The organism is Microbacterium sp. 22179, assembly GCF_052045715.1.
In the GTDB taxonomy this organism is placed as follows: Bacteria; Actinomycetota; Actinomycetes; order Actinomycetales; family Microbacteriaceae; genus Microbacterium; species Microbacterium galbinum.
In genome coordinates this window covers 184,046-210,504 of sequence record NZ_JBQEPJ010000004.1, presented here as the reverse complement: position 1 = coordinate 210,504, position 26,459 = coordinate 184,046, and the positions used below count along the sequence as shown (strand labels likewise).

Here is a 26,459-nt window from a genome sequence, read left to right as displayed (position 1 = left end):
TGTGACGGGAAGCGGCGCCCCATCGACGCCTTCCCGTTGATCAACAACGAGGCAGGGACCGGTGTCTGACGATGTGTCCGGTATTCAGTGTTGCTAAGTACCGGTACCTAGTGTTACTTTGTACCGGTACCCAGCATCACTGAGTACCGACGGATGAGAGGGAGGCGAACCCGATGGGCAAGCAGATGACCGAGATGCTCAAGGGCACCCTGGAGGGCATCGTGCTGGCGCTCCTCGCCGAGCAGCCGGCTTACGGATACGACATCACCGCACGCCTGCGCGAGCACGGCTTCACCGACACCGCCGAGGGCACCGTGTACGCGCTGCTGGTGCGGATCGAGCAGCGCGGGCTCGTCGACGTCGAGAAGGTGCCCAGCGAGAAGGGGCCGCCCCGCAAGGTGTACACGCTCAACGCGCAGGGCACCCACGAGCTGGCGGAGTTCTGGAAGACCTGGAACCTGCTCGCGCGACGGATCGACGGCCTGAACCCCGCGATCACGAACACCCCGAACGACACGAACGACACCCACAACACGAAAGAGGAGAACTGACATGGCTGCGAAGTGGATCGAAGCGCTCACCGGATCGCTCGAGCAGAAGAAGCAGTACCGCGACGCGAAGAAGCGGATCGACGCCCTCCCCGAGCCCTACCGCTCGGTGGCGAACGCCCAGCACCGCTACTCGATGTACTACGGCGGCATCACCGACGGCGACACCCTGGTGCAGATCTTCCTCGGCCTCGCCGACCTGTGGGAGCGGGCCGCGATCGACGGCACCCCGATCTCGGCGATCGTGGGCGACGACCCCGTCGAGTTCGCCGAAACCTACGCCGAGTCGTACGGCGGAGTGCAGTGGATCGACAAGGAGCGGGCGCGCCTGATCAAGGCCGTCGACGAAGCGAGAGACGAGGAGAAGGAGTCATGACCGTAGCGATCACCGTCACCGGCATCGAGAAGTCCTATAAGGACCTCCACGTGCTGAAGGGCGTCGACTTCGAGGTCGAGGCGGGGTCGATCTTCGCCCTGCTCGGCTCGAACGGCGCCGGCAAGACGACCATGGTGCGCATCCTCTCGACGCTGCTGACGGCGGATGCCGGCACGGCGACCGTGCGCGGACACGACGTCGCGAGCGACCCGCTGAAGGTGCGCGAGACGATCAGCCTGACCGGCCAGTTCGCCGCCGTCGACGAGATCCTCACGGGGCGCGAGAACCTCGTGCTCGTCGCGAAGCTGCGGCATCTGCCCGGCGCGGGACAGATCGCCGACGATCTGCTCGCCCGCTTCCGGTTGACGGATGCCGGTGGCCGGAAGGTCGGCACCTACTCCGGCGGCATGCGCCGCCGCCTCGACATCGCGATGAGCCTCATCGGCGACCCCGCAATCATCTACCTCGACGAGCCCACCACGGGCCTCGACCCCGAGGCCCGGCTCGAGGTGTGGCAGGTCGTGAAGGAGCTCGCGCACACCGGCACCACCGTGCTGCTCACCACCCAGTACCTCGACGAGGCCGAGCAGCTCGCCGATCGCATCGCGATCCTGCACGAAGGCCGCATCATCGCGAACGGCACGCTCGCAGAACTGAAGGCACTGCTGCCTCCCGCGAAGGTCGAGTACGTCGAGAAGCAGCCGACGCTCGAGGAGATCTTCCTCTCGCTGGTCGGCCCTCCGACACACAAAGGCTGGGTCGCTGAGCCTGCCGAAGCGTCCCCGCCCGAAGCATCCACGAAGGAGGACCGTTCATGAGCACGCACTTCGTCGCCGACACGGCGACCCTCACCGGCCGGTCGATGCGGCACATCTTCCGCAGCGCCGACACCATCATCACCACGGCGGTCACCCCGATCGCCCTGATGCTCCTGTTCGTGTACGTCTTCGGCGGGGCTCTGCGTCAGAGCACCGGCCAGGAGAACTACGTGAACTATCTGCTCCCCGGCATCCTGCTCATCGCGATCGCGTCGGGCATCGCCTACACGGCGTTCCGTCTCTTCACCGACCTGCAGAGCGGCATCTTCGAGCGCTTCCACTCCATGCCGATCGCCCGATCGAGCGTGCTGTGGGCGCACGTGCTCACCTCGCTGGTCGCGAACGCCATCACCCTGGCGATCATCTTCGGCGTCGGGTTCCTGATGGGCTTCCGCACCGGAGCCGGCGCCGGGGCGTGGTTCGCGGTCATCGGCATCCTGCTGCTGTTCACCCTCGCGCTCACCTGGCTGGCGATCATCGCCGGGCTCAGCGCCAAGACGGTCGACGGGGCGAGCGCGTTCTCGTACCCGCTGATCTTCCTGCCGTTCATCAGCTCGGCCTTCGTACCGACCGACACGATGCCCGGGCCCGTGCGCTGGTTCGCCGAGAACCAGCCGGTCACGTCGATCGTGAACACGATCCAGGCGCTGTTCGCCGGCGAGCCCGTGGGCTCCGAGATCTGGGTCGCCCTCGCCTGGTGCGTCGGCATCCTGATCGTCGCCTACGCCTTCGCGATGCTCGCCTACCGCCGCAAGGTGCGGTGACCCGAGGGTTGCTCAGGGACCGGTCTGCGAAGGCCGGTCCCTGAGCGAGCGCAGCGAGACGAAGGGCCTCCGCCGTTCATAACTCCTCAGAGTCGCACCCAATTCGGACCGGTACCCCCGATCGCATCCGAATTCTCCGCAGTTCTCCGGAGTTACGAACGGCCGGCCTCCAAGACCTCGCTTATGCTCGGGGCCGGATGGGACGTGAGAGGAGTAGATGTGCCCAGCGATCTCGACGACGGACGGTTCCGCGACCCGCGAGCAGAGCCCGAGCCTCTGCGGCGTTACCTCACAGCCGTGCTCGAAGACATCCCCTGGAACGAAGAACGGTTCATGAAGCGCGGGCAACCGAACGCTTTGGCGCTACGAGACCTTTCGCGGGCGCACTTCGACGCGTTCTCCCTCTCGTACTCGCTCGGGGAGCCGACTGCTCGGCTGAAACATCATCTCGACCGGGCGGTCGACGCGCATGTCGATTACGACATCCTCTCATCGCAACAGCGTCCGGCGTCGGGTCAAGAACCGCGAACACTGGTCGAAGCGCCCACCTGGATGATCGAAACCGCCGAACTCCTCGGCGCCGTCATCCTCCTCGGCACAGCGGAGCATCGCTCTCGCATCGCGGATACGCTGCCGCTCCTCGGCCCCGACACCGCGCTCGAATACCTCGCCGGACGGCATCCGACCCTCGACGGCATCGAGGTGACCCTCTCGCACCCCCGCCCTTACGACCGCCTCATCGCCGCCGTTCAGGCACCGCCCGAGGCGCGGCCGAAGCTCGTCGGGCAGTTCGTGCAGCACTGGTACAACGGAACACGCAAACGACAGGGCTGGGGCGAGCACCTCCGCCAGCAGAAGCGCGGGGCGCCGATCCAGTACCCCGGATACTGGTGCTTCTCCGGCGCCGCTCTGACCAAGCTCCTCGAGCTCGACGACTCCAGCTATCGCGACAACGAGTACTACCCGGAGGCCTTCCTCCCCCGCTGACTCTGCACCCGTCATCGTTCCGGCGGAGAAAACACCGATGGGCGGAGGATTCGAGAAGAATCCTCCGCCCATCGGCGAGAAATCCGCCCATCGCGTTGCAGCGCGGGGCGCGCGACTGCGTCAGATCAGCTGACGACCCAGTCGAAGTCCGCGCCGTGCTCCTCGAGCCACGCGTCGACCGCTTCGGCTTCCTTGCCCTCGCCGTACTCGTTCACGACGAGGTCCTCGAGCGAACCGTACTGGGCGTCGTCGAGCTTGATCTGCTCGATCAGCTCCGCGGCCTCGGGGAACTCCTCGGCGAAGCCCTTCGTCCCCAGGAAGTGCAGGGCCTCGGGGTCGCCCATGGCACCCTTCGGGTCTTCGAGGTCCTTCACGGGGAAGGCGTCGTTGGCCCAGAACGGACGCCACAGCGTCACGACGATGTCCTCCTGCTTGTCGGTCGCCGACTTCAGCTCGGTGAGCATCGCGGCGGTCGACGAGGTGACGAGCTCGTACTCGCTGTCGAGGCCGTACTCGGGCAGCATCGACTGGGTCTGCGCGGTGAGACCGGCACCCGGCTCGATGCCGTAGATCTTGCCATCGAGCTCCGCGCCCTTGCCGACGAGGTCCTCGATCGAGTTCAGCTCGGAGTACTCCGGAACCGCGATCGTGAGCTTGGCGTTGTCGTAGTACGCGCCGAGGTCTTCGATGTCGTCGCCGTAGGTGTCCATGTAGGACTTGTGGGTGAGCTCGGGCCAGGCCGACGGGTAGATGTCGACGTCGCCCTGCGCGAGGCCGGTGTACAGCGGGCCGGCCTCGGTGAGCGTCTTCATCTCGACCGTGTAGCCGATCTTCTCGAGCTGGTCCTGCAGCAGGTACGCGGTGCTGAGACCGTCGGTCCACGACGGCAGGAATCCGAGCGTGATCGTGCCCTTGTCGCCCGAGCCGGCGTCGCCGCTGTCGGAGCCGCCTCCGGTGCCGCCCATGCCGTCGCCGCTGCAACCGGCGAGCGTCAGGGATGCTGCGGCGCCGATCGCCGCGATGGTCAGGAGCTTCTTCTTCATGTGTATCTCTCTCGTCACGTATGGATGTGTGCTGTGTTGCGGGTACTGCAGTGGTGCTTCGGAGGGAAAGTCAGGCGGTGGTGATCGGAGCCCGGCGCGGGGAAGCGACCTCGCGCTCGGCCCGAGTCGAGGCGTCGGCCGAGTCGCCGGAGCCCGCCGACGGCGTCGAACCGGATGCCGCCGGCTCACGCTTGCCGGCACGCCGACGCGCGAGCAGGCCGAGCAGCGACGACGGGTTCTCCCCCAGCGTGCCCAGCGCCGCGGTCACGCGGTCGAGGAAGACGGCGATGAGCACGACGCCCAGACCCGCCTCGACGCCCTTGGCGATGTTGATGGTCGAGATCGCTTCGACGACGAGCTTTCCGAGGCCGTCGGCGCCCGCCATACCGGCGATGACCGCCATCGACAGGGCGAGCATGATGACCTGGTTGACGCCGGCGAGGATGGTCGGCATCGCGAGCGGCAGCTGGATGCCGCGCAGGATCTGCCCCGGCTTGGCGCCGAACGCCTGCCCGGCCTCGACCGTCTCGGAGTCGACGCCGCGGATGCCGAGCTCGGTCAGTCGCACGCCCGGGGGCAGTGCGAAGATCACGGTCGCGACGAGGCCCGGCACGACGCCGATGCTGAAGAACACGATCGCGGGGATCAGGTAGACGAAGGCGGGCATCGTCTGCATGAAGTCGAGCACCGGCTTGAGGATCGCACGCACGGTGGCGTTGCGGGCCGACCAGATGCCGAGCGGGATCGCGATGACGACGGCGATCACGGCGGCGACGAGCACCAGCGCGAGCGTCTGCATCGCGGGCACCCAGAGGTTCATCGCGACGATCAGACCGAACGACACGACCGTGCCGATCGCGAGCTGCCACGAACGCACCAGCCACGCGATGAGCGCGGCGATCACGATGATGACGATGAAGTGCGGGCTGAGCAGCGCGCGCGTCAGACCGTCGACGAGGAACGAGACGACGAACGAGATCGCACCGAGGAAACCGTCGAGGTTGTCCTTGATCCAGTCGACACCGGCAGCGACCCACGTACCGAGGGGAATGCGGAAGTCCATCAGCGCACCTCCTCACTCGTGGGGGCGTCCCCGTAGACCTGGGTCCCTGAGCCTGTCGAAGGGTCCGCCGTCCACCCGTCGTCGAGCACGGCGTCGATCTCGGCCTGCGGCATCGGCAGCAGGGGCAGCGTGAGCTCACCCGTCGCACCGGGGCCGGGGCCGAGGGCTGCGAGCAGGGTCACGCGCGGGATGACACCGGCGAGTCGGCCGGCGGCATCCGTCACCGCGAGGGGCAGCGGCGACTCGACCGCGGGCACGAACAGATTCATGAGCACCTCGTCCTCGCTCACGCTCTGCGGCACGGGCTTGATGATGTCGCGCAGGGTCGAGGTGCCCTTGCGCACGAGCTTGACGGCATCCCGGTCGGTCACGATGCCGACGAGCTGGCGGTCGCGGCCGACGACGTAGGTCGCCGACATGTAGGCGTCGCGCATCTGGCGCAGCGCGGTGCGCGGGCCGGCTCCCTCGGCGACGACGGGGCGCGGACGCTCCATCACGTTGCCGGCGGTGAGCACGCGGGCACGGTCGACGTCCTGCACGAACTGCTCGACGTAGTCGTTGGCCGGGTCGGTGAGGATGTCTTCCGGCGTACCGATCTGCACGATGCGTCCGTCGCGCATGACCGCGATCCGATCGCCGAGGAACATCGCCTCGTTGAGGTCGTGCGTGATGAACACGATCGTCTTGTGCAGCTTCTGCTGCAGTTCGAGCAGCTGCTCCTGCATCTCGCGGCGGATGAGCGGGTCGAGGGCGCTGAACGCCTCGTCCATCAGCAGGATGTCGCTGTCGGCGGCGAGCGCGCGGGCGATGCCGACGCGCTGCTGCATTCCGCCCGAGAGCTCGGACGGCAGCTTCTCGCCCTGGCCCTCGAGGCCCACGAGCGACAGGATCTCCTCGGCCTTCGCGAGGCGCTCGGCCTTGGCGACGCCCTTGAGCTCGAGCGGGTAGGCGACGTTCGCGGCGACCGTGCGGTGCGGCAGCAGGGCGAAGTGCTGGAAGACCATCGACACGCGGTCGCGGCGGATCTCGCGCAGACGCGACGCCGGGATGCCGGTGATCGGATCGCCGTTCACCGTGACGGATCCGTCGGTGGCGGGGTGCAGGCCGTTGAGCATGCGGATGATAGTGGACTTGCCGGAGCCGGAGAGCCCCATGATGACGAAGATCTCACCGCGGTTGACGGTGAAGCTGGCGTCGATGACGGCGGCGGTTCCTGCCTCGGCGACCTGCGTTCGGCTCTCGCCCGCCTTCAGCCGGCGGACGGCCTGGTTCGGATTCTTCCCGAACACCTTGAAAAGATTGCGCGCTTCTAGAACGGTTTCGGACACGTTTCCCCTGCGGCTCGCCTTCGGGTGGCTGAGCCTGCTTCGGTTACGCCCGGGTGATGCTCTCGAGGCCGTTCGACATGTCTGCTGTGGCGGCACGGACGGCGGATTTCGGATCCACCGCGATAGAGCAACGACCGTACGTCCACGCCTCTTCGCAGCACAGCTCATCGAAAGAAGGACGTGGTCGCGGACTGGTCTTCGGGCCGTCAGGCCCACAGACCAACGTAACGAAATGGCCGGTCAGGGGCAAATCCGGTCTATCGGCATACTCATAGAATCGCGTGCTGACCGGGGAATTGCTCGGGCATCTAGCGAATCTCGAGCGGGCGTGCCGCGAGCGTTTCTCGTGCCCCCTGAGGGGTCGAGACACGCCGCGCGGCGGCATCCGATCGCGGCGTGTTTTGACCCCTCAGCGCGGACGACGGATGCTGCGCGTCACCGTGAACTTCGGCGTGCGGTGCAGCTGCTCGGTCGGGCCGACCAGACGGGTCAGCTCGGCCCGGTATCCGAGTGACGAATTGAACACCGTGAAGAGCTCTCCGCCGGGTCGGAGCACACGAGCGGATGCCTCGAACAGGCGCGTCGCCGCGCCCGTGTGCACGCTCGCCCCGAGGTGGAACGGCGGGTTGAGCAGCACGACGTCGACGGATGCCGTCGGCACCTCGGAGGCCGCATCGTCGTGGGTCACCGTGACCCGGTCGGCGACGCCGTTCGCGACGACGGTCGCACGGGCGGAGGCGACGGCTGCGGCCGAGCGATCGGTCGCGATCACGCGGGCATCCGGGTGCGCCCGGGCGTACGAGACGGCGAGGGCTCCGGTGCCGCAGCCCAGGTCGAGGACCTGAGCGCCCTTCGTCGGTTCCTGAGCGCCCTTCGTCTCGTCGCTGCGCTCCTCGCTCAGGGACCGAGAAACCTCCGGTTCCTGAGCGAGCGAAGCGAGACGAAGGGCCCCACCCCGCAGCACGTCGAGCAGCACCCGCGTCCCGATGTCGAGCTTCGCTCCGGCGAACGCCCCGCCGTGCGCGACGAGCGTCAACCCGTCATGCGTGGCCGTCACCGGGAAAGGTGGCGCGACCGGCACTTCCTTCGGCTCCGACGCGATGATGAGTCGCGACTTCCGCTCGGCGCGCTGCGCCTGCACGGTGCCGAAGCTGCGCCCGAGCACCTCGTTCTGCGCGATGGTCATGTGCTTCACGCGCCCGCCGGCGACGAGCAGCGCATCGGGGGCGGCCCCGCGGGCCACGGCATCCGCGATCTCCTCGAGCTCGGCGAGCGCCTTCGGCAGCTGCAGCAGCACCAGTCGCGCGCCGTCGAGCAGCGACCTGTCGAGTTCGTGCGCGACGAAGCCGTCGATCCCCAGGTCGGCGGCGTTGCGGTCGAGCGCACGGCGACCGGTCGCCAGATCCTGGTGCACGCGGATGCCGCGCAGCCCGGCATCCGTCAGCGCGAGCGTGATCGCCCCGTACTCGTCGCCGATGACCGCGATCTCCGGGCCCGCGACACCGCGCTCCGCGACGAGCGCGAGCGCACGCTCGGTCAGGAGCAGATCGGTCGCGTCGTGCGCCTGCAGGTTCTCGGCCTCGACATCGGGCCAGCGACGCAGGCGGCTGTAGGGGAACTCCGGCACCTGTTCACTGTACGCGGGGCCCTCCGTCTCGTCGCTGCGCTCCTCGCTCAGGAACCGGGGTCCGGGACGCTTCGACAGGCTCAGCGACCCAGGGTTCAGGAGCTGGGTCCCTGAGCTTGTCGAAGGGCCCACCACGAGAGAGCCCTCAGAAGAACGTGCGCACGAGCTCCACGACGCGATCCGACTCGGCCGACTCGACGACGGGCAGGAAGTGCCACTTGTCGAACGCGGTGCACGGGTGCGAGAGGCCGAGGGCGACGACGTCGCCGATCGCGACGTCCGCCCCGCGCAGGAACGTGTGCTGGTCGTTCATCGCGGTGATGGATGCCCCGGCGAGCGGCGCGAGCGCCTCACCGAGATCTCCGGCGACCCCGTGCACGACGGGCAGCCCCTCGTCGAAGGGGAAGTCGCGCTTGCCGCCGTCGAGCAGGGCGAGCGCGGGCTCGGGGTGGGAGACGACCCGCGCGTAGCCGCGCATCGCCGGGCGGAACACCCCGCCCGCTTCCGTGCCGGGGAACGTCGCGTCGAGAGGCGAGATGCCGCGGTAGAAGCCGTCGTCGTGCACGATGTACGCGCCCGAACGCAGCGTGAACCGCGTGCGGGAGTCGCGGGCGATCGCGGGCGCGTAGACCTCGGCGACCAGGTCGAAATAGGCGCTGCCGCCCGCCGTGACGAACACGTCGCCCTCGTCGTAGAGGTCGCCGAGGGCCTCGTGCACGACGAGCTGGTCGGCCAGGTAGGCGCGGACGGCGGCGAGCGCGGCATCCGATCGGTCGTGCCCGAGGGCACCCTCGTAGCCGCCGACGCCGGCGAGGCGGAGCACATCGGATGCCGCGATCCGACGCCCGATCTCGATCGCCGCCTCGACGCTCCGGGCGCCGGTGCGCCCGCCCTCGGCTCCCAGTTCGACGCAGACGTCGACCCGACGCGGCACACCCGTCTCGCGCAGGGTGCGCTCCATCGCGTCGACGGTCTCGAGGGAGTCGGCCCAGCTCACGAAGCGGAAGTCGGGGTCGGCGAGTTCGCCCGCGAGCCACCGCAGCGAGCGCGCATCGACGACGGCGTTCGCGAGCATGACGCTGTCGAGGCCGAAGGTGCGGGCGGTGCGCACCTGGCCCATGGTCGCGAGGGTGATGCCGGGGCATCCGATGTCGAGCTGACGCTGCCAGAGCGCGGGGGCCATGGTCGTCTTGCCGTGGGGCATGAGCTGCAGGCCTCGGGCGGAGGTCCAGTCGGCCATCACCGAGAGGTTGTGGCGCATCGCGGCGTCGTCGAGCGCGATGATCGGCGTCCAGAACTCCGACAGCCGGGGCCCGGTCGCGAGGAACTCGTCGACGGTCAGCCCGATCGCTCGCTCAGGGATTCCCTTGTCGCGTGCGGTGAGGCGCTCGTCGCCCCACCCGTCCTGAAGCCGTGCCATGGGGTGTCCTTCGCGTGGGGTTCGTCGGGGGTCCTTACGAATCTACGCGACCGAGGTGTTGACAACACTCCCGGTTAAGGGGTTAGTTAGTCATGTAAGTAACCCCCTAACCCGTGGAGGACGCGTGATCGAAGAAGGCAAGCCCCTCTTCCTCCAGATCGCCGAGCAGATCGAGGACTCGATCGTCGACGGTTCGCTGGCCGAGGAGGCCCAGGCGCCCTCGACCAACGAGCTCGCCGCGTTCTACCGCATCAACCCCGCCACCGCAGCGAAAGGAGTCGCGATGCTCACCGACAAGGGCGTCATCTACAAGCGCCGCGGGATCGGCATGTTCGTCGCCGACGGTGCCCGCGAGCGCCTCCTCGGCGAGCGCCGAGCCGCCTTCGCCGACCGGTACATCGATCCGCTGATCACCGAGGCCCGCACCCTGGGTCTCGACGCCGACGACCTCGCCGCGCTGCTCGCCGAGCGCGCGGCACGAACCTCCACCGCACGAGAAGGGAAGACCCCCGCATGACCACCGTCATCGAGGTGCAGAACCTCACCAAGCGCTATAAGGACACCCGGGCTCTCGACGACGTGTCGCTCTCGCTCGAGGGCGGCCACATCTACGGCCTCCTCGGTCGCAACGGCGCCGGCAAGACGACGCTCATGTCGATCCTCACCGCCCAGAACTTCGAGACCTCGGGCTCGGTGCGGGTGTTCGGCGAGCACCCGTACGAGAACTCCCGCGTGCTCAGCCGCATCTGCTTCGTGCGCGAGAGTCAGAAGTACCCCGACGACGCCTACCCGCGGCACGCCTTCACGGCCGCCCGCCTGTTCTTCCCGAACTGGGACCAGGCCCTCGCCGACGAACTCATCGCCGAGTTCCAGCTGCCCATGAAGCAGACGATCAAGAAGCTCTCGCGCGGCCAGCTCTCGGCGGTCGGAGTCATCATCGGGCTCGCCTCGCGCGCCGAGCTGACGTTCTTCGACGAGCCCTACCTGGGGCTCGACGCCGTCGCCCGGCAGATCTTCTACGACCGTCTCATCGAGGACTACGCCGAACACCCGCGCACCATCGTCCTGTCGTCGCACCTGATCGACGAGGTGTCGAACCTCATCGAGAAGGTCATCGTGATCGACCAGGGACGCATCCTCCTCAACGACGACACGGATGCCGTGCGCGACCGTGCCGTGACCGTCGTCGGCGACGCCGCCGCCGTCGACTCCTGGGTCGGCGACCGGGAAGTCCTCCACCGCGAGTCGCTCGGACGCGTGGCATCCGTCACCGTGCTCGGCGCCCTCTCTCCCGCCGAGCGCGCCGAGGTCTCCGGACTCGGACTCGACCTCGCGCCCGTCTCTCTCCAGCAGTTGATCGTCCGACTCACCCAGAAGGCCGAGAACCCCTCGGCCGTGAAGGAAGGGGCACTCTGATGCGACGCACGCTCAACGTCGTCCGCCTGCAGCTCATCAACCGGCAGACCTTCGTCTGGGTGCCGCTGATCATCCTCGGATCCGCCGTCGTGATCTCGGTGCTCATCTACGCGATGATCCCGACTTCGGGCCCCAAGTACGGCGGAGGCGGGCAGGCTCCGCTCTGGTACTTCTTCGCGCTCGGCCTGTCGTCCATGACGCTCACGTTCCCGTTCTCCCAGGCGATGAGCGTCACGCGCCGGGAGTTCTTCGTCGGAACTCTCCTCACCGCGGTTCTCGGCAGCACCTTCCTCGGGATCATCTTCCTGATCGGTGGTGCGATCGAGACCCTCACCGACGGCTACGGCATCAACGGCTACGTGTTCTACCTTCCGTGGCTCTGGGAGGCCGGCCCGCTCGGAGCGTTCACGGTCTACTTCGCGTTGGCCCTGCTCCTCTTCGTGATCGGCTTCACCGGAGCGACGATCTACAAGAGCTGGGGACCGACGGTGCTCACCGTGGTGGGCGTGGGCCTCGCGCTCGTGCTCATCGGCCTGGCCTTCCTGGCCACTCGGCTCGAGCTCTGGGGGGAGGTCGGCGCCGCGTTCCTCGACGCCGGCGCGCTCGGCATCGCACTGTGGGGACTGCTCGCGGCCGCGATCCTCGCCGCGATCTCGTTCCTGGCCTTCCGCCGCGCGAAGCCGTAGCGCCGTTCGTCTCGTCGCTGCGCTCCTCGCTCAGGGACCGGGTTGTCGGTTCCTGAGCGAGCGCAGCGAGACGAAGGGTCGATCAGATCGTGTCGTCGGCGCCGATCACGTCGATCTGCCAGTGGCGACCGGCGGGGTCGGCGTCGTCGTGCGCCTTCTGCGCCTCGTCGAGCACGCCGTTCACACGGATCATGGCCTTCTCGAACTCGGCCTCGGTGAGCCGGATCGTGCGCTGCGAGAAGGTCGCGTGCACCTCGGCCGTGCGCCCGGCAACATACTCGGGCGTCCACGCGATCACGCGGCGGAACAGGTCCTGATGCTCTTCGGCGATGGCCGAGATCACGGCGGTTCCGAGAGTCTCGTCGACGACGGGGTTCTCGGGGCCGCCGACGTTGAGCGCCCCCTTGCGGCTCGTCCACACGCGGTCGCGGCGGTCGCGCGCGTGTTCGGGCGCCTCGACGATGAGTCCGGCATCCGCCAGTGCCCGCAGGTGGAAGCTGACGCTGTTGGCCGGCACCTCGAGCTCGGCGGCGATGTCGGCGGCGCGCAGGTGCTCATGACGCGAGAACAGGCGCAGGATGCGGCGGCGCAGCGGATTCGCGAACGCCTTGAGCATCGCCGAGGTCATCCACTCGGCATCCGCCGCGGTTTCGTCGTCAGCCATGCACCGAGTCTATCCGCACCCGAATTTGCGCAATAGTAGTTGCGCAATTGTTCTTGCGGATCTACCATCGAGCCATGACCACCGCGACCGCCCCGCACCGCCTGTGGCGGAACACCCGCTATCTCACCTGGCTCGTGAGCGACACGAGCAAGGGTCTCGCCGCCGCACTGTCAGGCTTCGCGATCCCCCTCCTCGCCCTCATCGTCACCGACGACCCCGCACAGGCCGGCATCATCGCGGGGGCCGGACTCGTCGCCCGCCTGCTCACGACCCTGGTCGGCGGGGTGCTCGCCGATCGCCACCGCCGCGTCGTGCTGATGCTCGTCGGCTCACTGCTCGGTATCGCGCTCGCCACGGCGTTCACCCTGCTCGCGGCGAGCGAGGCGCTCACCTTCAGCGCACTGTTCGCGATCAATCTGCTGCTCGCGGCACGCAGCGGGCTCTTCGACGTGGCCGGCGAGAGCGCGCTGAAAGAGATCGTCCCCGACGACGCCATGGGCCGCGCGCAGGCCGCCAACCAGGGGCGGGATGCCGCGCTGCAGCTCGCGGGCGGACCGCTCGGCGGCGTGCTGCTCGGCGTCGGCGGGTGGCTGGTCGGCCTCGTCATGACGCTCTGCCATCTGATCGCCGCGGGCACCGCGTGGGTGCTCGCGCGGGGCGGCTCGCGCACGACGCGCGAGAACGGAGACGAACGGACGGATGCTCGGCACGTCGCGGTCGGACACGCCGCGGATGCCGCGGGCGGTCCAGGTTCTCGCAGCGGAGTCCGTGAAATGGGCGAGGCGTTCCGCTGGTTGTTCTCCCGCCCGGATCTCGGCGGAGTGCTCGCGATCACCACGATCGTGAACCTCGGTTTCAACGCCGCGATCACCACGACCATCTACGCGCTGCAGCAGGCCGGGCACTCCGAACTGCTGATCGGCGCCCTGAGCGCCGGCGTCGGGGCCGTGATGCTGGTCGGAGCCGTGATCGCCCCGCTGCTGGTTCCACGCATCGGCGCCGGCATCCTGACCATCACCGCCCTGTCGGTGGTCGCGGTCGCCACCGTCGCGCTGTCATGGATGGTCGAACCGTGGGCGATCATCGCCGTGCTCGGCGCGGCGGTGCTGCTCGTGCCCGCCCTCAACGCCGGGATGATGGGCTACTTCATGGTCGCGACCCCGAGCCGCCTGCTGGGGCGCGCGAACAGCGCCGCCGGGGTGCTGGGCATGGGGGCGATGCCGCTCGGACCGCTGATCGCCGGATTCGGGCTCGCCTGGATCGGCCGTCAGAGCACGATCCTGGTGTGCGCGGCGCTCTGCGCGGTCGCGGTCGCGCTGGCGATCGGCAACCGCGCACTGCGCGCCCTGCCGATCGAGGCGCGGTGGGCCGAGCACGCCCGCCGCTACGAGGCCTGAGCCCTCGGCATCCGCCGGCGCCTCGAAACCCACCGGAACCGTCGAGACCCACCCCTATCGACGTCGCGGACGATGGGTCTCGGCGCGATCGATGGGCCTCGACGAACGGATGCCCGAATTCCTCGGCGCCCGACTTACAGCGCGCCCGTGAGCGCGGCGATGCCGGCGAGCAGTGAGAGCAGGGCGAGGGTCAGCGCGATCGAGATCAGCACGATGTGCACGATCAGGAACTTCGTGGCCTTGCCGTTCGCGTCCTTGGCGCGGGGGTCCTTCGCGACCCGGCGGAGGAACTGCGGCCACGCGATCGCGTTGAAGGCGGCGTTGAGGAAGAGGATGACGGCGAGAAGGGTCACCCGTCCACCGTATCGGCCCGGCAGGGCGGCATCCGCTCCCCGGATTCCTGGACTCCGACCAATCACGTCATGTATCAGAAACCTCTTGCCGTGCTCCTGGTAGGTGTGCTCACAATGTCTTTCATGATCGACGGTGCTCCCGGCACCGCGCTCGATCCTGCGTCGGACGACGGTCCCCCTCGCTGGCAGCATGCGGCGAACCTGTTCGACGCATGGCGCGAGGGCGACGGTCGCGCGATGGACGGGCTCGTCCGCTTGATGACGCCCGTGCTGTGGCATGTCGTCCGGGCGTATGGACTCGAGCGCTCACTCGCCGAAGACGTGGTGCAGACCACATGGATGCGTTTGGTGCGCGGTCACGCGGCGATCTCCGATGCGCAGGCTGTCTCGGCCTGGCTCACGACGACCGCCCGTCGCGAGGCCTGGCGCGTGGGCAAGGCCCACGGACGCGTCGACACGACGGATGCCGACGACCTCGACGCCCTTCTGCCGGTGCAGGACTCGGCCGAGGAGCGGGCAGCGATCGCGGATGAGCGGCAGCGACTCTGGAACGCCGTGCGTCGACTGGCCGAACGGTGCCAGCGCTTGCTGCGGGTGGTCGCGTTCGAGGACCGCCCGGACTACGCCCGCCTCGCCCAGGATCTCGCGATGCCGGTGGGGAGCATCGGCCCGACCCGGCAGCGGTGCCTGGCGAAACTGCGCTCGCTTCTCGACACGGCCCCGCGGACGGAGGGGATCGCATGAGCACCCACGATGACGCCCTGTTCGCCGAGCTGCGGGCGATGTGGCGCGATGCCGACCCGGTGCCCGACACCCTCGTCGATCGGATGATCGCGGCCGTCGCCGCGGACGGACTGAACCAGGAGTACGCGCTGCTCACGCTCATCGAGGACCGGCTCGGCGCGGTCCGCGGAGACACGGATGCCCTGACGTTGCAGTTCAGCGACGGCACGACGAGCATCCTGCTGCACGTCACGGCGAGCGCGGGCGGCCTGCGCCGCGTCGACGGGTGGGTCGACACGGCGGCCGCCGAGATCGTGCTCGCGCAGGGCGAGGAGGGCTCGGCGGCCGAGAAGATCCGCACGACCGCACCCGCCGAGACCGGACGGTTCGTGTTCGACGAGGTCCCCGCGGGCATGACCACGGTGCGCCTGACCACCACGGTCGGCGGTGAGGCGCGCACTCTCGCGACGCCGCGCTTCGAACTCTGACCGCCGTGACGCCGTGACCGCTGTATCGCCGTAATCGCTGTACCGCTGTAGATCGCTGTAACCGCTGTGAGCTGTGGCGGTGCCCGCCGACCCGACGGGCACCGGGGATGGAACGCGGGGAAGGACCCGCGCAGGAAGGGATGACGCATGGAGCAGCCGAGAGGGTGGAGTTGGCAGGACCGGGCGGAGGGATCGATCAGGCGCGGCACGGCGCTGGATCCGAGTGTGGAGCCGGTCGACGGCATCCGCGCGTTCCCCACCGCGTACCTGCCCACGCGCCTGCTGATCACGCAGGACCTCGAGAACGGGGAGGAGTACGACCGCGAGCTGCGCACGCTGCGCGATGCGGCCGACTCCTTCGGATGGACGCTCGAGATCGAGGCATCCGATCGTGAGAACGCCGGCGAGCTGCTGCCCGGCGTCCCCGGCTTCCTCCGCGCGCGCCTGACCTCCCCCGAAGAGCCGACCGGCGGCGAATCCCCGGTCGCTCCGGATGCCTGGCGCGTGCTGCAGCGCGCCCGCCGCATGTCGCGCTCGACCATGCCGCGCACGAGCCTCGAGCACGTGCTCTCGATCGATCCGGTCGGCCTCAATCCGTTCAGCCGCACGAACCCGTTCAGCCGCACCAACCCGTTCAGCCGCACGAACCCCGTGCGCGGGGCCGGCGCGGGCGGCAGCGACGACTACCTCGAGCCGGGTCGCGGCGCGCGGCAGCCGGTGAGCTGGCTGGGCCCTGCGCCCCGGCGCGGACCCGACCCGACGACGGGCCGGCGCCCCGTGGTGGCGGTGCTCGACACCGGCTGCGGGGTGCACGACTGGCTGCCCGATGACATCGTCACCCGGCACGTCGAGCTCGACGGGGTGCCGATCGGCCTGACCGACGACGCGGATCCCGAGCGCTACCCCGACCTCTACGGGCAGCTCGACGGTGAGATCGACGCGGTCGCCGGGCACGGCACGTTCATCGCGGGCATCGTGCGGCAGACCGCTCCGGATGCCGACATCCTCTCGGTGCGCGTCGCCGGCGCGCTCGGGGTGATCGACGAGAGCGACCTGCTGACGACGCTCGCGCAGGTGATCGAGCTGCTGCGGAGGTATCGCGAGGACCCGAAGACGGGGCATCCGATCGACGTGCTCAACCTGTCGCTCGGGTACTACCACGAGACCCCGGAGGACGGTCTCTACAGCCGCACCCTCTACGCGCTGCTCGCCAAGGCGCGGGAGCTCGGCTGCGTGGTGGTGTGCTCGGCCGGCAACGATGCGATCGACCGCCCATCGTTCCCCGCGTCGCTGTGGGCGTGGCCGGGGGCCGACAACGGCATCGCCCGCGATCGCTGGGCGCCGCTCGTCTCGGTCGGGGCGCTCAACCCCTCGGCCCGGTCGGTGGCGCTGTTCTCGAACGTCGGACCGTGGGTGCGGCTGTACGCCCCGGGGGCCGCGGTCGTCAGCACGTCGCCGGCGTTCGTGGGCGGTCAGCAGGCGATGACGCGGGCCGACATCGACGGGCTGCGGCGCGAGACGATCGATCCCGACGACTACCGCGGCGGCTTCGCGGTGTGGAGCGGCACGTCGTTCGCGGCACCGTACGTCGCGGGCCGGATCGCCGCGCTCCTGGGCGAGGTCTCGGTGGCGGATGTCGACGCGGATGCCGTCGACGCCGCCGTGACCTCGGTGGTCGCCGACCTCCCCTCGCCGGTCGACTGACCACTTCCCCCCTCGCCGAGCCACCCCTTTGCGGTCGAGCCACCCCTGTCCGAGCGGTACGCACAGGGGTGGGTCGCGCGGAAGGGGGTGGCTCGGCACTCCGTGGACCAGGACTTCCCCCCGGGTGTCGCGACCCGGCATTCTGGGGGGATGCCCCTGTCCGCGAGCGAACTGCACCGGCGCGGGGTCGAAGCGGCCAACGCCCGACGGTTCGCGGCGGCCCGTCGCGCCCTCGACGACGCCGCGGCCCGCACCGACGACGCCGACCTGCGGGCACGGATCGACGGCACCCGGGCGTACGTGCAGGCGCAGACCGGGCATCCGTCCGAGGCCGAGCAGCTGTGCCGCGAGGCGCTCGATCGCGCGGGGCTCAGCGACGCGACCGTCGCACTGCTGAGCGGGCAGCTCGGCACGCTGCTCATGCACGGCGGCACCCTCGCCGAGGCCGAGGTCATGCTCAGCCGCGCAATCGACGCACTCGGGGCGACCGGCGACGAGAGCACCGAGCTCGCGAACTGCCTCATGAACCGTTCGATGGTGCGGATGCAGCGGCACGAGCTCGCGGCATCGACCGATGACCTGCACCGGGCCGTCGCGGTCTACGAGGCGAACGGCGACGAGGAGCCTCTCGCCGAGGCCCGCCACAACCTCGGCTACGCGGCGCTGCTCGGTGGCGACCTGGTGACCGCGCTGTCGCTCATGACCGCCTCGCGCCCGGTGTTCGCGGCGACCAGCGACCTCGCGACCGCGATCAGCGACCTCGACCGCGCCGAGGTGCTGCGCGATGCCGGGCTGACGACCGAAGCCGAGACCCTCCTCGCCCGGGTGGCGGGGCAGTTCGGGGCGCAGCGGATGCCGCAGGCCCGGGGCGAGGCGGAGTTCCACCTGTCGCGTTCCCTGATGCGGCACGACCCGGTGGCGGCCGAGCGCATGGCACGCACGGCGGCCCGCCGCTTCGCCGCCCTCGGCAGTGCGGGCTGGGCGGCGCGCGCCGACGCCGTGCGCCTCGAGTCGCGGCTGCGCACCCGCCCCTCGGGCCGCAGTGCGCGCATCGACGACGACATCGAGCGCACGGCATCCGCTCTCGCGCACGGCGGCTTCCGCACCGAGGCGACCGCCCTGCGCCTCGACGCACGCCGCGACGGCAGCGGACGGATGCCGCGCGTCGATGCGAGCGCCCCCACACCGCTGCGGCTGAGGGCGCACGAGGTGCGCGCCGCCCGGGCGGCGGCGGGCGGTCGCCACACGGCGGCCCTGCGCGCGGCGACCGAGGGACTCGACCTGCTCACCTCGTGGCAGCAGTCGTTCGGCGCGCTCGACCTGCAGGCGTCCGTCGCGATGCACGGCACTGATCTGATGTTCGCGGGCCTCCGGGCGGCGGCGCGCACGCGCGACCCCGCCGTGCTGTTCGAGTGGGCGGAGCGCGCCCGTCACCTCAGCCACCAGGTCGCGCCGGTGCGTCCGCCGGTCGACGACGCACAGGCATCCGATCTCGCCGAGCTGCGGATGCTGCGCGCCGACCTCGCCGGTGCCGACTGGACGACCGACGCCCGCGTGCGCGTGCTGCGCGACCGGGTGCGCGAGCGGCAGTGGGCGGCGACCGGTGCCGGGGAGACCCGCGGGCGCCTCGATCTCCCCGGCGCCCGCGCGCACCTCGACCCCGGCACGGCGCTGCTCGCGTACCTCTACACGGGCGATGAACTGCTGTGCGTGGCGACGACGGCATCCGGAGCATCGGTCGTCGACCTGTCGTGGCCGCGCTTGCGCGCCGCGATGGACGGGCTCCGCGCCGACCTCGACGTCGCCGCCCTCACCCGGGGTGGCCCCCTGTCCGCGCTGATCGAGCGCTCGCTGGCCGTGCGCCTGCAGACCCTCGACGACGAGCTCCTCACCCCCGTGCGCGCCGCGGTGAACCCGGCGGATGCGCAGCGCATCGTCATCACCCTGCCCGGCGTACTGGCCGGTGTGCCGTGGGCGATGCTGCCCGGCATGCACGGCGTGCCCTTCACGGTCGCGACCTCGGCGTCGCGCTGGGCCGAGGTGCGCACCCGCCGAGCGACGGGCCGTCGCCCGGAACGCATCGGCTTCGCCACCGGTCCGCGCGTGCCCCGCGCCGCAGAAGAGGTGCAACGGGCACGCGCGGCCTGGGCGACGACGGATGCCGCGACCCCCACGCTCCTCGGAGGCGAGGCGACGGTGTCGGCCGTGACCGAGCTGGCCGGGGCATCCGATCTGCTGCACATCGCCGCGCACGGGCGGCACTCCGCCGACAACCCCCTGTTCTCGGGCTTCGAGCTCGCCGACGGCACGCTGTTCGGCTACGACGTCGATCTGATCCCCACGGCGCCCGAGACGGTCATCCTCTCGGCGTGCGAGCTGGGCCGATCGGCGGTGCGCTGGGGCGAGGAGGCGCTCGGCATGACACGGGTGTGGCTGCATGCCGGCACCCGCTGCGTGATCGCCGCTCCCGTCACCGTGCCCGACGACGTCGCGTGCGAGTTGCTCGCCACGGTGCACGGGCACCTCGCCGACGGCATGGACCCCGCGCCCGCCCTCGCCGTCGCCGCGCAGGAGACCGGGCATCGGGCGCCGTTCCAGTGCCACGGCGCCGGGTTCTGAGGTTTTTCGAGTTTTTCTCGACGCGATGTATCACGAGGGGCGCGAGGCGCTCCTGTTCTTCGGAAGGTGTCGAACGCGGGAGGCTCCGAGCACCGGAGTCGGGAGGACGCGGTCGAGGGGGGTTCATCCGTGCACTGGGGAGTGCGGGAGGGCGACGACCGGCACCGACTGCTCAGAGATCACCGCGGCTCGGCTCCGTGATGGCCTCGGAAGGGTCCGGCGGACGGGGAACGCCGGGCCCTTCGTCCGTCTGCAGTGAAAGACTGGGGTCATGAAGATCGTCGTCATCGGAGCATCCGGAAGCATCGGCCGCGTCGTCTCGGACACCCTCGAATCCCGCGGGCACGAGGTGATCCGCGCGTCGCGCACCGGCGAGGTGCGCGTCGATCTGGCGGATGCCGCGTCGATCGCCACCCTGTTCGTCGAGGTGACCGACATCGACGCCGTGGTCGTGGCGGCGGGCTCCGTGCCGTTCAAGCACCTCACCGAACTCGACCGTGACGACTACACGACGGCGTTCCTCGGCAAGACGCTCCCGCAGATCGAGGTCGTGCGTCAGGCGATCACGCACCTGCGCGACGGGGGATCGGTCACGCTCACCAGCGGCGTGCTGTCGCGCGACCCGATCGCCACCGGCGCGGCGGCCGCGATGGCTAACGGCGCGCTCGAGTCGTTCGTGATCACGGCGGCCGCCGAGGCGCCCCGCGGCATCCGCATCAACGCGGTCTCGCCCGACGTGCTCGAGAACTCCCCCGGCTATCACCGGCTGTTCGCCGGTCATCGCCCGGTCGGCGACGACGAGATCGGTCGCGCCTACACCCTCGCGGTGGAGGGCCTCGAGACGGGTCGGACGATCACGGTCTGACCGACGGGTTGGGCGACGGCCTGGCGGGCGGTCGGGCCGGCTCGGTCAGCGTGACTCGGCTGCCGCGGTGTGGTGACGGATGACCTCGGCCACCACGAAGTTGAACCACTTCTCGGCGAACTCGGGGTCGAGGTGCGCCTCCTCGGCGAGCGCGCGCAGGCGGGCGACCTGCTGCTCCTCGCGGCCGGGGTCGGAGGCGGGCATGTCGTACTCGGCCTTGAGGTGACCGACCTGCTGAGTCGCCCGGAAGCGCTCGGCGAGCATGAAGATCAGCGCGGCGTCGATGTTGTCGATGCTGGCACGCAGGCGCAGCAGTTCGGCCTTCGGATCCTGTGGCGCGGTCATGCCTCCACTCTAGAGCGCGAGCGAACGCCGGTGATCGGATGCCGTGCACCGCTATCGTGAGCACATGAGCAACGAGAAGCCGCCGGCATCCGCGCCCTCCGACGACGCTGCGTCGGCGGACGAGCACTCGCCGGCCGCGGACTCTGCGGCCGCTCCGTCGGCGTCGGCGTCGGCGTCGGCGTCGGCGTCGGCTCCGTCTGCGGCATCGGAGCCGGACTCGACGACGTTGCACCCGCAGCGGGCCGTCGTGATCGAGCCGATGACGCCGAGCCGCTCGTTCTGGACGCGCATCGACCGCCCCTTCGTCTTCGGCTTCCTGGTGACCCTCGGCGGTCTCGGCGCACTCGTGCTCGGGCTCGCGGTCACGAGCCTGTCGACCGTGCTCATCTACATCGCTCTCGCTCTCTTCGCCGCCCTCGGGCTCGACCCGTCGGTGCGCTTCCTCGAGCGCCGCGGGCTCTCCCGGGCGATCTCGGTCGTGATCGTGATCCTCTCGCTGATCGTCGTCGTGGCGCTGATCCTCTGGATGGTGCTGCCGATCGTGATCGAGCAGATCGCGAGCTTCGTGCGATCGGTCCCCGGGATGATCGCCGACTTCCAGCGCAGCGATCTCTACGCCACGCTCGACGACCAGTTCGGCGACCAGTTCCAGGGCCTCGTGGCCGACGTGCAGAAGTTCCTCACCGACCCCGGCAACATCGCCAGCATCGGCGGCGGCGCACTGCAGGTCGGAGCATCCATCGCCTCCGGGATCTCGGGTGTGATCGTGGTGCTCGTGCTCACCCTGTACTTCGTGGCGACTCTGCCCGGGATGAAGCAGAGCATGCTGCGCCTGATCCCCGCCCGTGACCGCGCCCGCGCCGGCGACATCACCGACCAGATCACCGATTCGGTCGGTGGATACGTGATGGGCATGGTGGTGCTCGCGTTCTTCAATGCGATCCTCGCACTGCTGCTCTACACGTTCCTCGGACTGCCGTTCCCGCCGCTCATGGCGACCGTCGCGTTCTGCATCACGCTGATCCCCCTCGTCGGATCGGTGATGTTCTGGATCATCGGCACGGGCCTCGCGCTCTTCACCGACCCGCTCGGCGCGTTGATCTTCGCGGCGATCTACCTCGTCTACATGCAGATCGAGGCGTACGTCATCACTCCGCGCGTCATGAACAAGGCGATCGCGATCCCCGGCTCGCTCGTGGTGATCGGCGCCCTCGCGGGGGGCACGCTGCTCGGTCTGCTCGGGGCTCTCGTGGCGGTGCCGGTGGCGGCATCCATCCTCATCATCATCAAGCAGGTCTGGGTGCCGAGGCAGGACGCCCGGGTGTAGCGGAGGCGGATCCTCCGTCGGAGCCCGTCTCTCGCTCGCCCCTCGCGCGTCCCCCTCTCGGAGCCGCGTCGAAACCCACCACCGGCACACGCAGAAGTGCCCGGACCCATCGGGCCCGGGCACTTCCGGTGATGCGGTCAGGAGGTCAGATCAGACCCTGGTCCTCGAGCCACTTCTTGGCGATGTCCTTCGACGACTGCTGGTCGACCGTGCTGAGCACGTTCAGCGACACGAGCTCCTTGGCGGTGAGCTTGGCGCTGACCTCGTTGAGCACGTCGGAGACCTCGTCGGCGATGTCGCTCGACACGATCGGCACGACGTTCGACGAGATGATCAGGTTCTCGGGGTCCTCGAGGGCCACGATGTCTTCGGTCTCGAAGGCGGGGTCGGCGGTGTAGATGTCGGCGACCTGGATCTCGCCGGCGAGCAGCGACTCGAGCGTGCTCGGGCCGGTGGCCGAGAACTGCAGGTCGACGCCGTAGACCTCCTTGGCCGCGGACGGGCTGTACGGGCGCTGCTCGAACTCGGGAGCCGCACCGATGGTGACGGGCGACGGGGCCTTCGACAGGTCGGCGATCGAGGTGATGCCGTACTCGTCGGCGAAGCTCTTGAGCACCGTGTACGTGTCCTGGTCGGATGCCTCGGCGAAGTCGAGAGCCGTCAGGCTGTCGGGCAGGGCGTCCTGCAGGGCGGCGTAGACGTCGTCGGGGCTGGTGACATCGATCTCGTCGTCCGACAGGTACTCGAGCAGGCTGCCCGTGTACTCGGGGAAGACGTTGATCGCGCCGGACTCGACCTCGGGCATGTACGCGTCGCGCTGACCGATGTTGAGCTTCGTCTCGACGTCGAAACCGGCGTTCGAGAGGGCCTGGGCGTAGATCTCGGCGATGATCTCGTTCGAGTAATACGCCTGCGAGCCGACGACGATGGTGTCGCCACTGCCGGAACCGGCGCTGTCGGACGGCTCGTCGAGCGGGTTGCTTCCGCCGCAGGCCGACAGGGTGAGCGCGGCCGCGGCCACCAGGCCGACGGCCAGGACGGAGCGCTTGCCTCGTGCTGTGAACATGGACTTCCTCTTCTCTGGAAACTGCTGGGACTTCGAGTGCTGTGGATTCAGGTGGATGACGCCGGGCGAATGCTCAGGCGGTGGCGGGTGCGGGTTCGGAGGTAGTGGCGGATGCCGTGGCCGAGCCGGAGCGAGAAGCCGCGGTCCGGCTCGATCGCTTGCCGTCGGCGCGCGGCCCACCGCCACGGAGCCCGGCGGGAACCGCGGCGCGCTGGGCGGTGGCGAGGAGCAGATCGACGATCAGGGCGAGCACGGCGACGATGATCGCGCCCGCGAGCACCTGGTCGAACCGGCGCAGCGGGATGCCCTGGATGATCGGCCACCCAAGACCGCCGAGGTTCACATAGGCGGCGATCGTGACGGTCGCGATGACCTGCAGGAGCGCCGAGCGGATGCCGCCGACCAGCAGCGGCAGGCCGAGGGGCACCTCGACCTTCCAGAACACCTGCCAGCCGGTCATGCCCATCGCCTTGGCGGCGTCGAGCGTGCGCCGATCAATCGCTTCGAGGCCGGTGTACGCACCGGCGAGCAGCGAGGGGATCGCGAGGAGCACGAAGGTGATGATCGCGGCCTCGGGGATGCGGAGCACCCCGAGCAGGAGCACCAGCAGCACCATGAGTCCGAACGAGGGGATGGCGCGGGCCGCGCCCGAGACGGCGACCGCCACCTCGCGGCCGCGGCCCGTGTGCCCGATCAGCCACCCGATCGGGATCGCGATCGCCGCGGCGATCAGCACCGAGATCGCGGTGAGGGCGAGGTGCTCGCCGAGCAGCTTGGGCAGCGCGTAGGTGCCGGTCCACTGCGCGGGGGCGAAGATCCAGGCGAAGGCTTCGACGAAGAGGTTCATGCGGGAGCCCCCACGGCGATCGCGCGGCTCGCGGTGGCCTTCGAGGCCGCCCGGGTCCACGGCATGAGCGCGCGGCCGACCAGCAGCAGGATCAGGTCGATCACGAGTGCGATGACGACGACCGCGATCACCCCGGCGAAGACCTCGGCGATGATGCGCCGTTCGAGGCCGTTCGTGAAGAGGTAGCCGAGGTTCGTGACGCCGATCAGGATGCCGACGGTGGCGAGCGAGATCGTGCTGACCGCGGTCACTCGGAGTCCGGCGAGGATCACGGGGCCGGCGAGCGGGAACTCGACCGCCCAGAAACGGCGGAAGGGCGCGAACCCGGTAGCCGTCGCCGCCTGGCGCACATCGTCGTCGACCGAGTCGAGGCCGTCGGATACGGCGCGCACGAGGATCGCGATCGCGTAGATCGTCAGGGCGATCACGAGGTTCGTCTCGCTGATCGCCGAGTAGCCGAGCGTGGCGGGCAGCAGGATCAGCAGCGCGAGCGAGGGGATCGTGTACAGCAGACCCGTCAGAACGATGATCGGGCCGCGTACGAGTCGGTACCGCCAGGCCACCCAGCCGAGGGGCAGCGAGAGGACGAACCCGAGCACGATCGGCACGATGCTCTGCCGCAGGTGCACCGCGGTGAGCTCGAGGATCAGCCCGAAGTTGTTGACGACCCAGTTCACGGCTGACCACCCTGCACGGCGCCGAGGGCAGCGGCATCCGGCCCCGCCAGCGGACCGTCGACGTGCTCGGTCTCAGCGACGAGCGCGCCCTGGGTGCGCCCCTCGGAGTCGACGACCACGGTGCCCTGCGGCGTCTGCTTGAGGTGCAGCGCGCGGCGCCCGCGGTCCGCGCCGATGAACGAGGCGACGAAGTCGTCGGCCGGGTTCTCGATGATCTCGCTCGGCGAGCCCACCTGCACGACCCGCGCGCCCTTGTCGAGGATGACGACCTGGTCGCCGAGCAGGAATGCCTCGTCGATGTCGTGCGTGACGAACACGACCGTCTTGTCGAGCTCGTGCTGCAGCCGCAGGGTCTCCTGCTGCAGGTCTGCGCGCACGATCGGGTCGACGGCGCCGAACGGTTCGTCCATGAGCAGGATGTTCGGGTCGGCGGCGAGACCGCGGGCCACACCCACGCGCTGCTGCTGACCGCCCGAGAGCTGGCTGGGGTAGCGCTCGGCGAGCTTCTGGTCGAGACCGACCGTGTCGAGCAGCTCACGGGAGCGCGCGTACGCGTCGGACTTCTTCACGCCGTTCAGACGCAGCACGGTCGAGACGTTGTCGATCACCGTGAAGTGCGGCATCAGTCCCGAGTTCTGCATGACGTAGCCGATGCGACGGCGCAGCTGCACCGGGTCGCCGCCGAGCACGCTCTCGCCGTCGATCTCGACGTCGCCCGAGGTCGGCTCGACCATGCGGTTGATCATGCGCAGCAGCGTCGTCTTGCCGCAGCCCGACGAGCCCACGAACACCGTCGTCTTGCGCGACGGCAGCACCAGGCTGAAGTCGTTCACGGCCACGGTGCCGTCGGGGAACTGCTTCGTGACGTTGCGGAATTCGATCATGGGTGGTCTCCCGTCGGGGGATCGATGCAGGGCGCGACGATGGCGGGCATGTGTGCGGCGGGTTCTACGACGACGAGCGGATGCCGTCGCCGGTCAGGCCGAGACCTCGACGCTCGGGTCGAACGCGACGTAGCCCGAGAAGTCGCCGCCGACGCGCTCGAAAGCGGTCGGGTACGGCGTCGGGTACGACCACGCGAGGTCTTTGTGCAGCTCTCCGTCGACCTCGACGGAGAAGTACTGCGCCGCACCCTTCCAGGGGCACGTGTAGGGCGTCGGGCTCTCGACGAGCGCGCCCGGCGTGATCGACGCCGGCGGGAAGTACCAGTTGCCCTCGATGCGGAAGAGGTCGGCTTCGTCGGCCTCGGCGATCACGGTTCCTGCGAGTACAGCCTTCATGGTTCTGCCTCCTGGGATGTGGGTTAGA

Annotated in this window: 28 protein-coding genes; 15 read left to right on the top strand and 13 right to left on the bottom strand. The window is 69.5% G+C overall.

Annotated features, from left to right (window positions below; genetic code table 11):
- Positions 1-173: 173 nt before the first annotated feature.
- The 5 genes from ACTJKK_RS10930 (at position 174) to ACTJKK_RS10910 (ending at position 3,493) form a co-directional block, all read left to right on the top strand.
- Positions 174-551: a PadR family transcriptional regulator gene (locus tag ACTJKK_RS10930; protein ID WP_440747997.1), complete on the top strand. Its 378-nt coding sequence runs from the start codon at positions 174-176 to the stop codon at positions 549-551.
- Position 552: 1 nt separating this feature from the next.
- Entirely contained in the window at positions 553-924 is a 372-nt protein-coding gene (locus ACTJKK_RS10925) for a DUF1048 domain-containing protein (protein WP_247623894.1), read from the top strand.
- A complete protein-coding gene (locus ACTJKK_RS10920) occupies positions 921-1,742 on the top strand; it encodes an ABC transporter ATP-binding protein (RefSeq protein WP_440747996.1) in 822 nt (273 codons plus the stop codon). The genes ACTJKK_RS10925 and ACTJKK_RS10920 overlap by 4 nt, the downstream gene beginning before the upstream one ends.
- Positions 1,739-2,506, top strand: coding sequence for an ABC transporter permease (locus tag ACTJKK_RS10915; protein ID WP_440747995.1), 768 nt, complete (start codon positions 1,739-1,741; stop codon positions 2,504-2,506). The genes ACTJKK_RS10920 and ACTJKK_RS10915 overlap by 4 nt, the downstream gene beginning before the upstream one ends.
- A 552-nt stretch (positions 2,507-3,058) precedes the next feature.
- Positions 3,059-3,493: a PoNe immunity protein domain-containing protein gene (locus ACTJKK_RS10910; RefSeq protein WP_440747994.1), complete on the top strand. Its 435-nt coding sequence runs from the start codon at positions 3,059-3,061 to the stop codon at positions 3,491-3,493.
- Positions 3,494-3,618: 125 nt separating this feature from the next.
- On the opposite strand, the gene ACTJKK_RS10905 is transcribed toward ACTJKK_RS10910, so the two are convergent.
- From ACTJKK_RS10905 to ACTJKK_RS10885, 5 genes are all read right to left on the bottom strand, one after another.
- Positions 3,619-4,536 (bottom strand): glycine betaine ABC transporter substrate-binding protein, encoded by a 918-nt coding sequence (locus tag ACTJKK_RS10905; RefSeq protein ID WP_440747993.1) that lies wholly within the window; start codon positions 4,534-4,536, stop codon positions 3,619-3,621.
- A 70-nt stretch (positions 4,537-4,606) separates the two neighbouring features.
- Positions 4,607-5,602: an ABC transporter permease gene (locus ACTJKK_RS10900; protein WP_440748135.1), complete on the bottom strand. Its 996-nt coding sequence runs from the start codon at positions 5,600-5,602 to the stop codon at positions 4,607-4,609.
- On the bottom strand, positions 5,599-6,927 hold the full coding sequence (locus ACTJKK_RS10895) for a quaternary amine ABC transporter ATP-binding protein (RefSeq protein ID WP_247957360.1): 1,329 nt from the start codon (positions 6,925-6,927) through the stop codon (positions 5,599-5,601). Before ACTJKK_RS10895 ends, ACTJKK_RS10900 begins: the two co-directional genes overlap by 4 nt.
- Positions 6,928-7,336: 409 nt before the next feature.
- Entirely contained in the window at positions 7,337-8,554 is a 1,218-nt protein-coding gene (locus ACTJKK_RS10890) for a class I SAM-dependent methyltransferase (RefSeq protein ID WP_440747992.1), read from the bottom strand.
- A 145-nt stretch (positions 8,555-8,699) separates the two neighbouring features.
- Positions 8,700-9,974 (bottom strand): alanine racemase, encoded by a 1,275-nt coding sequence (locus tag ACTJKK_RS10885; protein ID WP_440747991.1) that lies wholly within the window; start codon positions 9,972-9,974, stop codon positions 8,700-8,702.
- Positions 9,975-10,098: 124 nt separating this feature from the next.
- Between ACTJKK_RS10885 and ACTJKK_RS10880 the strand changes: the two genes are divergently transcribed.
- The 3 genes from ACTJKK_RS10880 to ACTJKK_RS10870 are packed head-to-tail and all read left to right on the top strand — an operon-like array spanning position 10,099 to position 12,076.
- A complete protein-coding gene (locus ACTJKK_RS10880) occupies positions 10,099-10,491 on the top strand; it encodes a GntR family transcriptional regulator (protein WP_247623901.1) in 393 nt (130 codons plus the stop codon).
- On the top strand, positions 10,488-11,390 hold the full coding sequence (locus tag ACTJKK_RS10875) for an ABC transporter ATP-binding protein (RefSeq protein ID WP_440747990.1): 903 nt from the start codon (positions 10,488-10,490) through the stop codon (positions 11,388-11,390). Before ACTJKK_RS10880 ends, ACTJKK_RS10875 begins: the two co-directional genes overlap by 4 nt.
- Complete coding sequence (locus tag ACTJKK_RS10870; RefSeq protein ID WP_247957357.1) at positions 11,390-12,076, top strand: hypothetical protein; 687 nt, start codon at positions 11,390-11,392, stop codon at positions 12,074-12,076. The genes ACTJKK_RS10875 and ACTJKK_RS10870 overlap by 1 nt, the downstream gene beginning before the upstream one ends.
- 82 nt (positions 12,077-12,158) lie before the next feature.
- On the opposite strand, the gene ACTJKK_RS10865 is transcribed toward ACTJKK_RS10870, so the two are convergent.
- Positions 12,159-12,740, bottom strand: coding sequence for an ArsR/SmtB family transcription factor (locus ACTJKK_RS10865; RefSeq protein ID WP_440747989.1), 582 nt, complete (start codon positions 12,738-12,740; stop codon positions 12,159-12,161).
- Between the two features lie 74 nt (positions 12,741-12,814).
- On the opposite strand from ACTJKK_RS10865, the gene ACTJKK_RS10860 reads away from it, so the two are divergent.
- Positions 12,815-14,137, top strand: coding sequence for an MFS transporter (locus ACTJKK_RS10860; RefSeq protein WP_440747988.1), 1,323 nt, complete (start codon positions 12,815-12,817; stop codon positions 14,135-14,137).
- A gap of 134 nt (positions 14,138-14,271) precedes the next feature.
- On the opposite strand, the gene ACTJKK_RS10855 is transcribed toward ACTJKK_RS10860, so the two are convergent.
- Positions 14,272-14,490: an SCO4848 family membrane protein gene (locus tag ACTJKK_RS10855; RefSeq protein WP_247623906.1), complete on the bottom strand. Its 219-nt coding sequence runs from the start codon at positions 14,488-14,490 to the stop codon at positions 14,272-14,274.
- Between the two features lie 123 nt (positions 14,491-14,613).
- Here ACTJKK_RS10855 and ACTJKK_RS10850 point away from each other — a divergent pair, with 123 nt between their 5' ends.
- From ACTJKK_RS10850 to ACTJKK_RS10830, 5 genes are all read left to right on the top strand, one after another.
- Positions 14,614-15,234, top strand: coding sequence for an RNA polymerase sigma factor (locus tag ACTJKK_RS10850; RefSeq protein WP_440747987.1), 621 nt, complete (start codon positions 14,614-14,616; stop codon positions 15,232-15,234).
- Positions 15,231-15,701: a hypothetical protein gene (locus ACTJKK_RS10845; protein ID WP_440747986.1), complete on the top strand. Its 471-nt coding sequence runs from the start codon at positions 15,231-15,233 to the stop codon at positions 15,699-15,701. Before ACTJKK_RS10850 ends, ACTJKK_RS10845 begins: the two co-directional genes overlap by 4 nt.
- Before the next feature lie 147 nt (positions 15,702-15,848).
- Positions 15,849-17,405 (top strand): S8 family peptidase, encoded by a 1,557-nt coding sequence (locus ACTJKK_RS10840; protein WP_440747985.1) that lies wholly within the window; start codon positions 15,849-15,851, stop codon positions 17,403-17,405.
- Between the two features lie 150 nt (positions 17,406-17,555).
- Positions 17,556-20,024: a CHAT domain-containing protein gene (locus tag ACTJKK_RS10835; RefSeq protein WP_440747984.1), complete on the top strand. Its 2,469-nt coding sequence runs from the start codon at positions 17,556-17,558 to the stop codon at positions 20,022-20,024.
- A gap of 271 nt (positions 20,025-20,295) precedes the next feature.
- A complete protein-coding gene (locus ACTJKK_RS10830; protein ID WP_440747983.1) occupies positions 20,296-20,889 on the top strand; it encodes a short chain dehydrogenase in 594 nt (197 codons plus the stop codon).
- A 45-nt stretch (positions 20,890-20,934) separates the two neighbouring features.
- Here ACTJKK_RS10830 and ACTJKK_RS10825 read toward each other — a convergent pair whose 3' ends face one another.
- Positions 20,935-21,234 (bottom strand): chorismate mutase, encoded by a 300-nt coding sequence (locus ACTJKK_RS10825; RefSeq protein ID WP_247623912.1) that lies wholly within the window; start codon positions 21,232-21,234, stop codon positions 20,935-20,937.
- Between the two features lie 64 nt (positions 21,235-21,298).
- Between ACTJKK_RS10825 and ACTJKK_RS10820 the strand changes: the two genes are divergently transcribed.
- Positions 21,299-22,561 (top strand): AI-2E family transporter, encoded by a 1,263-nt coding sequence (locus ACTJKK_RS10820; protein WP_440747982.1) that lies wholly within the window; start codon positions 21,299-21,301, stop codon positions 22,559-22,561.
- A gap of 145 nt (positions 22,562-22,706) precedes the next feature.
- On the opposite strand, the gene ACTJKK_RS10815 is transcribed toward ACTJKK_RS10820, so the two are convergent.
- The 5 genes from ACTJKK_RS10815 to ACTJKK_RS10795 all read right to left on the bottom strand — a co-directional run bounded on the left by ACTJKK_RS10815 (position 22,707) and on the right by ACTJKK_RS10795 (position 26,431).
- Positions 22,707-23,627: an ABC transporter substrate-binding protein gene (locus tag ACTJKK_RS10815; RefSeq protein WP_440747981.1), complete on the bottom strand. Its 921-nt coding sequence runs from the start codon at positions 23,625-23,627 to the stop codon at positions 22,707-22,709.
- A gap of 73 nt (positions 23,628-23,700) precedes the next feature.
- Positions 23,701-24,474 (bottom strand): ABC transporter permease, encoded by a 774-nt coding sequence (locus ACTJKK_RS10810; RefSeq protein ID WP_440747980.1) that lies wholly within the window; start codon positions 24,472-24,474, stop codon positions 23,701-23,703.
- On the bottom strand, positions 24,471-25,151 hold the full coding sequence (locus ACTJKK_RS10805; protein ID WP_247633312.1) for an ABC transporter permease: 681 nt from the start codon (positions 25,149-25,151) through the stop codon (positions 24,471-24,473). The genes ACTJKK_RS10810 and ACTJKK_RS10805 overlap by 4 nt, the downstream gene beginning before the upstream one ends.
- Positions 25,148-26,035 (bottom strand): ABC transporter ATP-binding protein, encoded by an 888-nt coding sequence (locus tag ACTJKK_RS10800; protein ID WP_247633313.1) that lies wholly within the window; start codon positions 26,033-26,035, stop codon positions 25,148-25,150. The genes ACTJKK_RS10805 and ACTJKK_RS10800 overlap by 4 nt, the downstream gene beginning before the upstream one ends.
- A gap of 93 nt (positions 26,036-26,128) precedes the next feature.
- Complete coding sequence (locus ACTJKK_RS10795) at positions 26,129-26,431, bottom strand: DUF427 domain-containing protein (RefSeq protein ID WP_336641318.1); 303 nt, start codon at positions 26,429-26,431, stop codon at positions 26,129-26,131.
- Between the last annotated feature and the right edge of the window lie 28 nt (positions 26,432-26,459).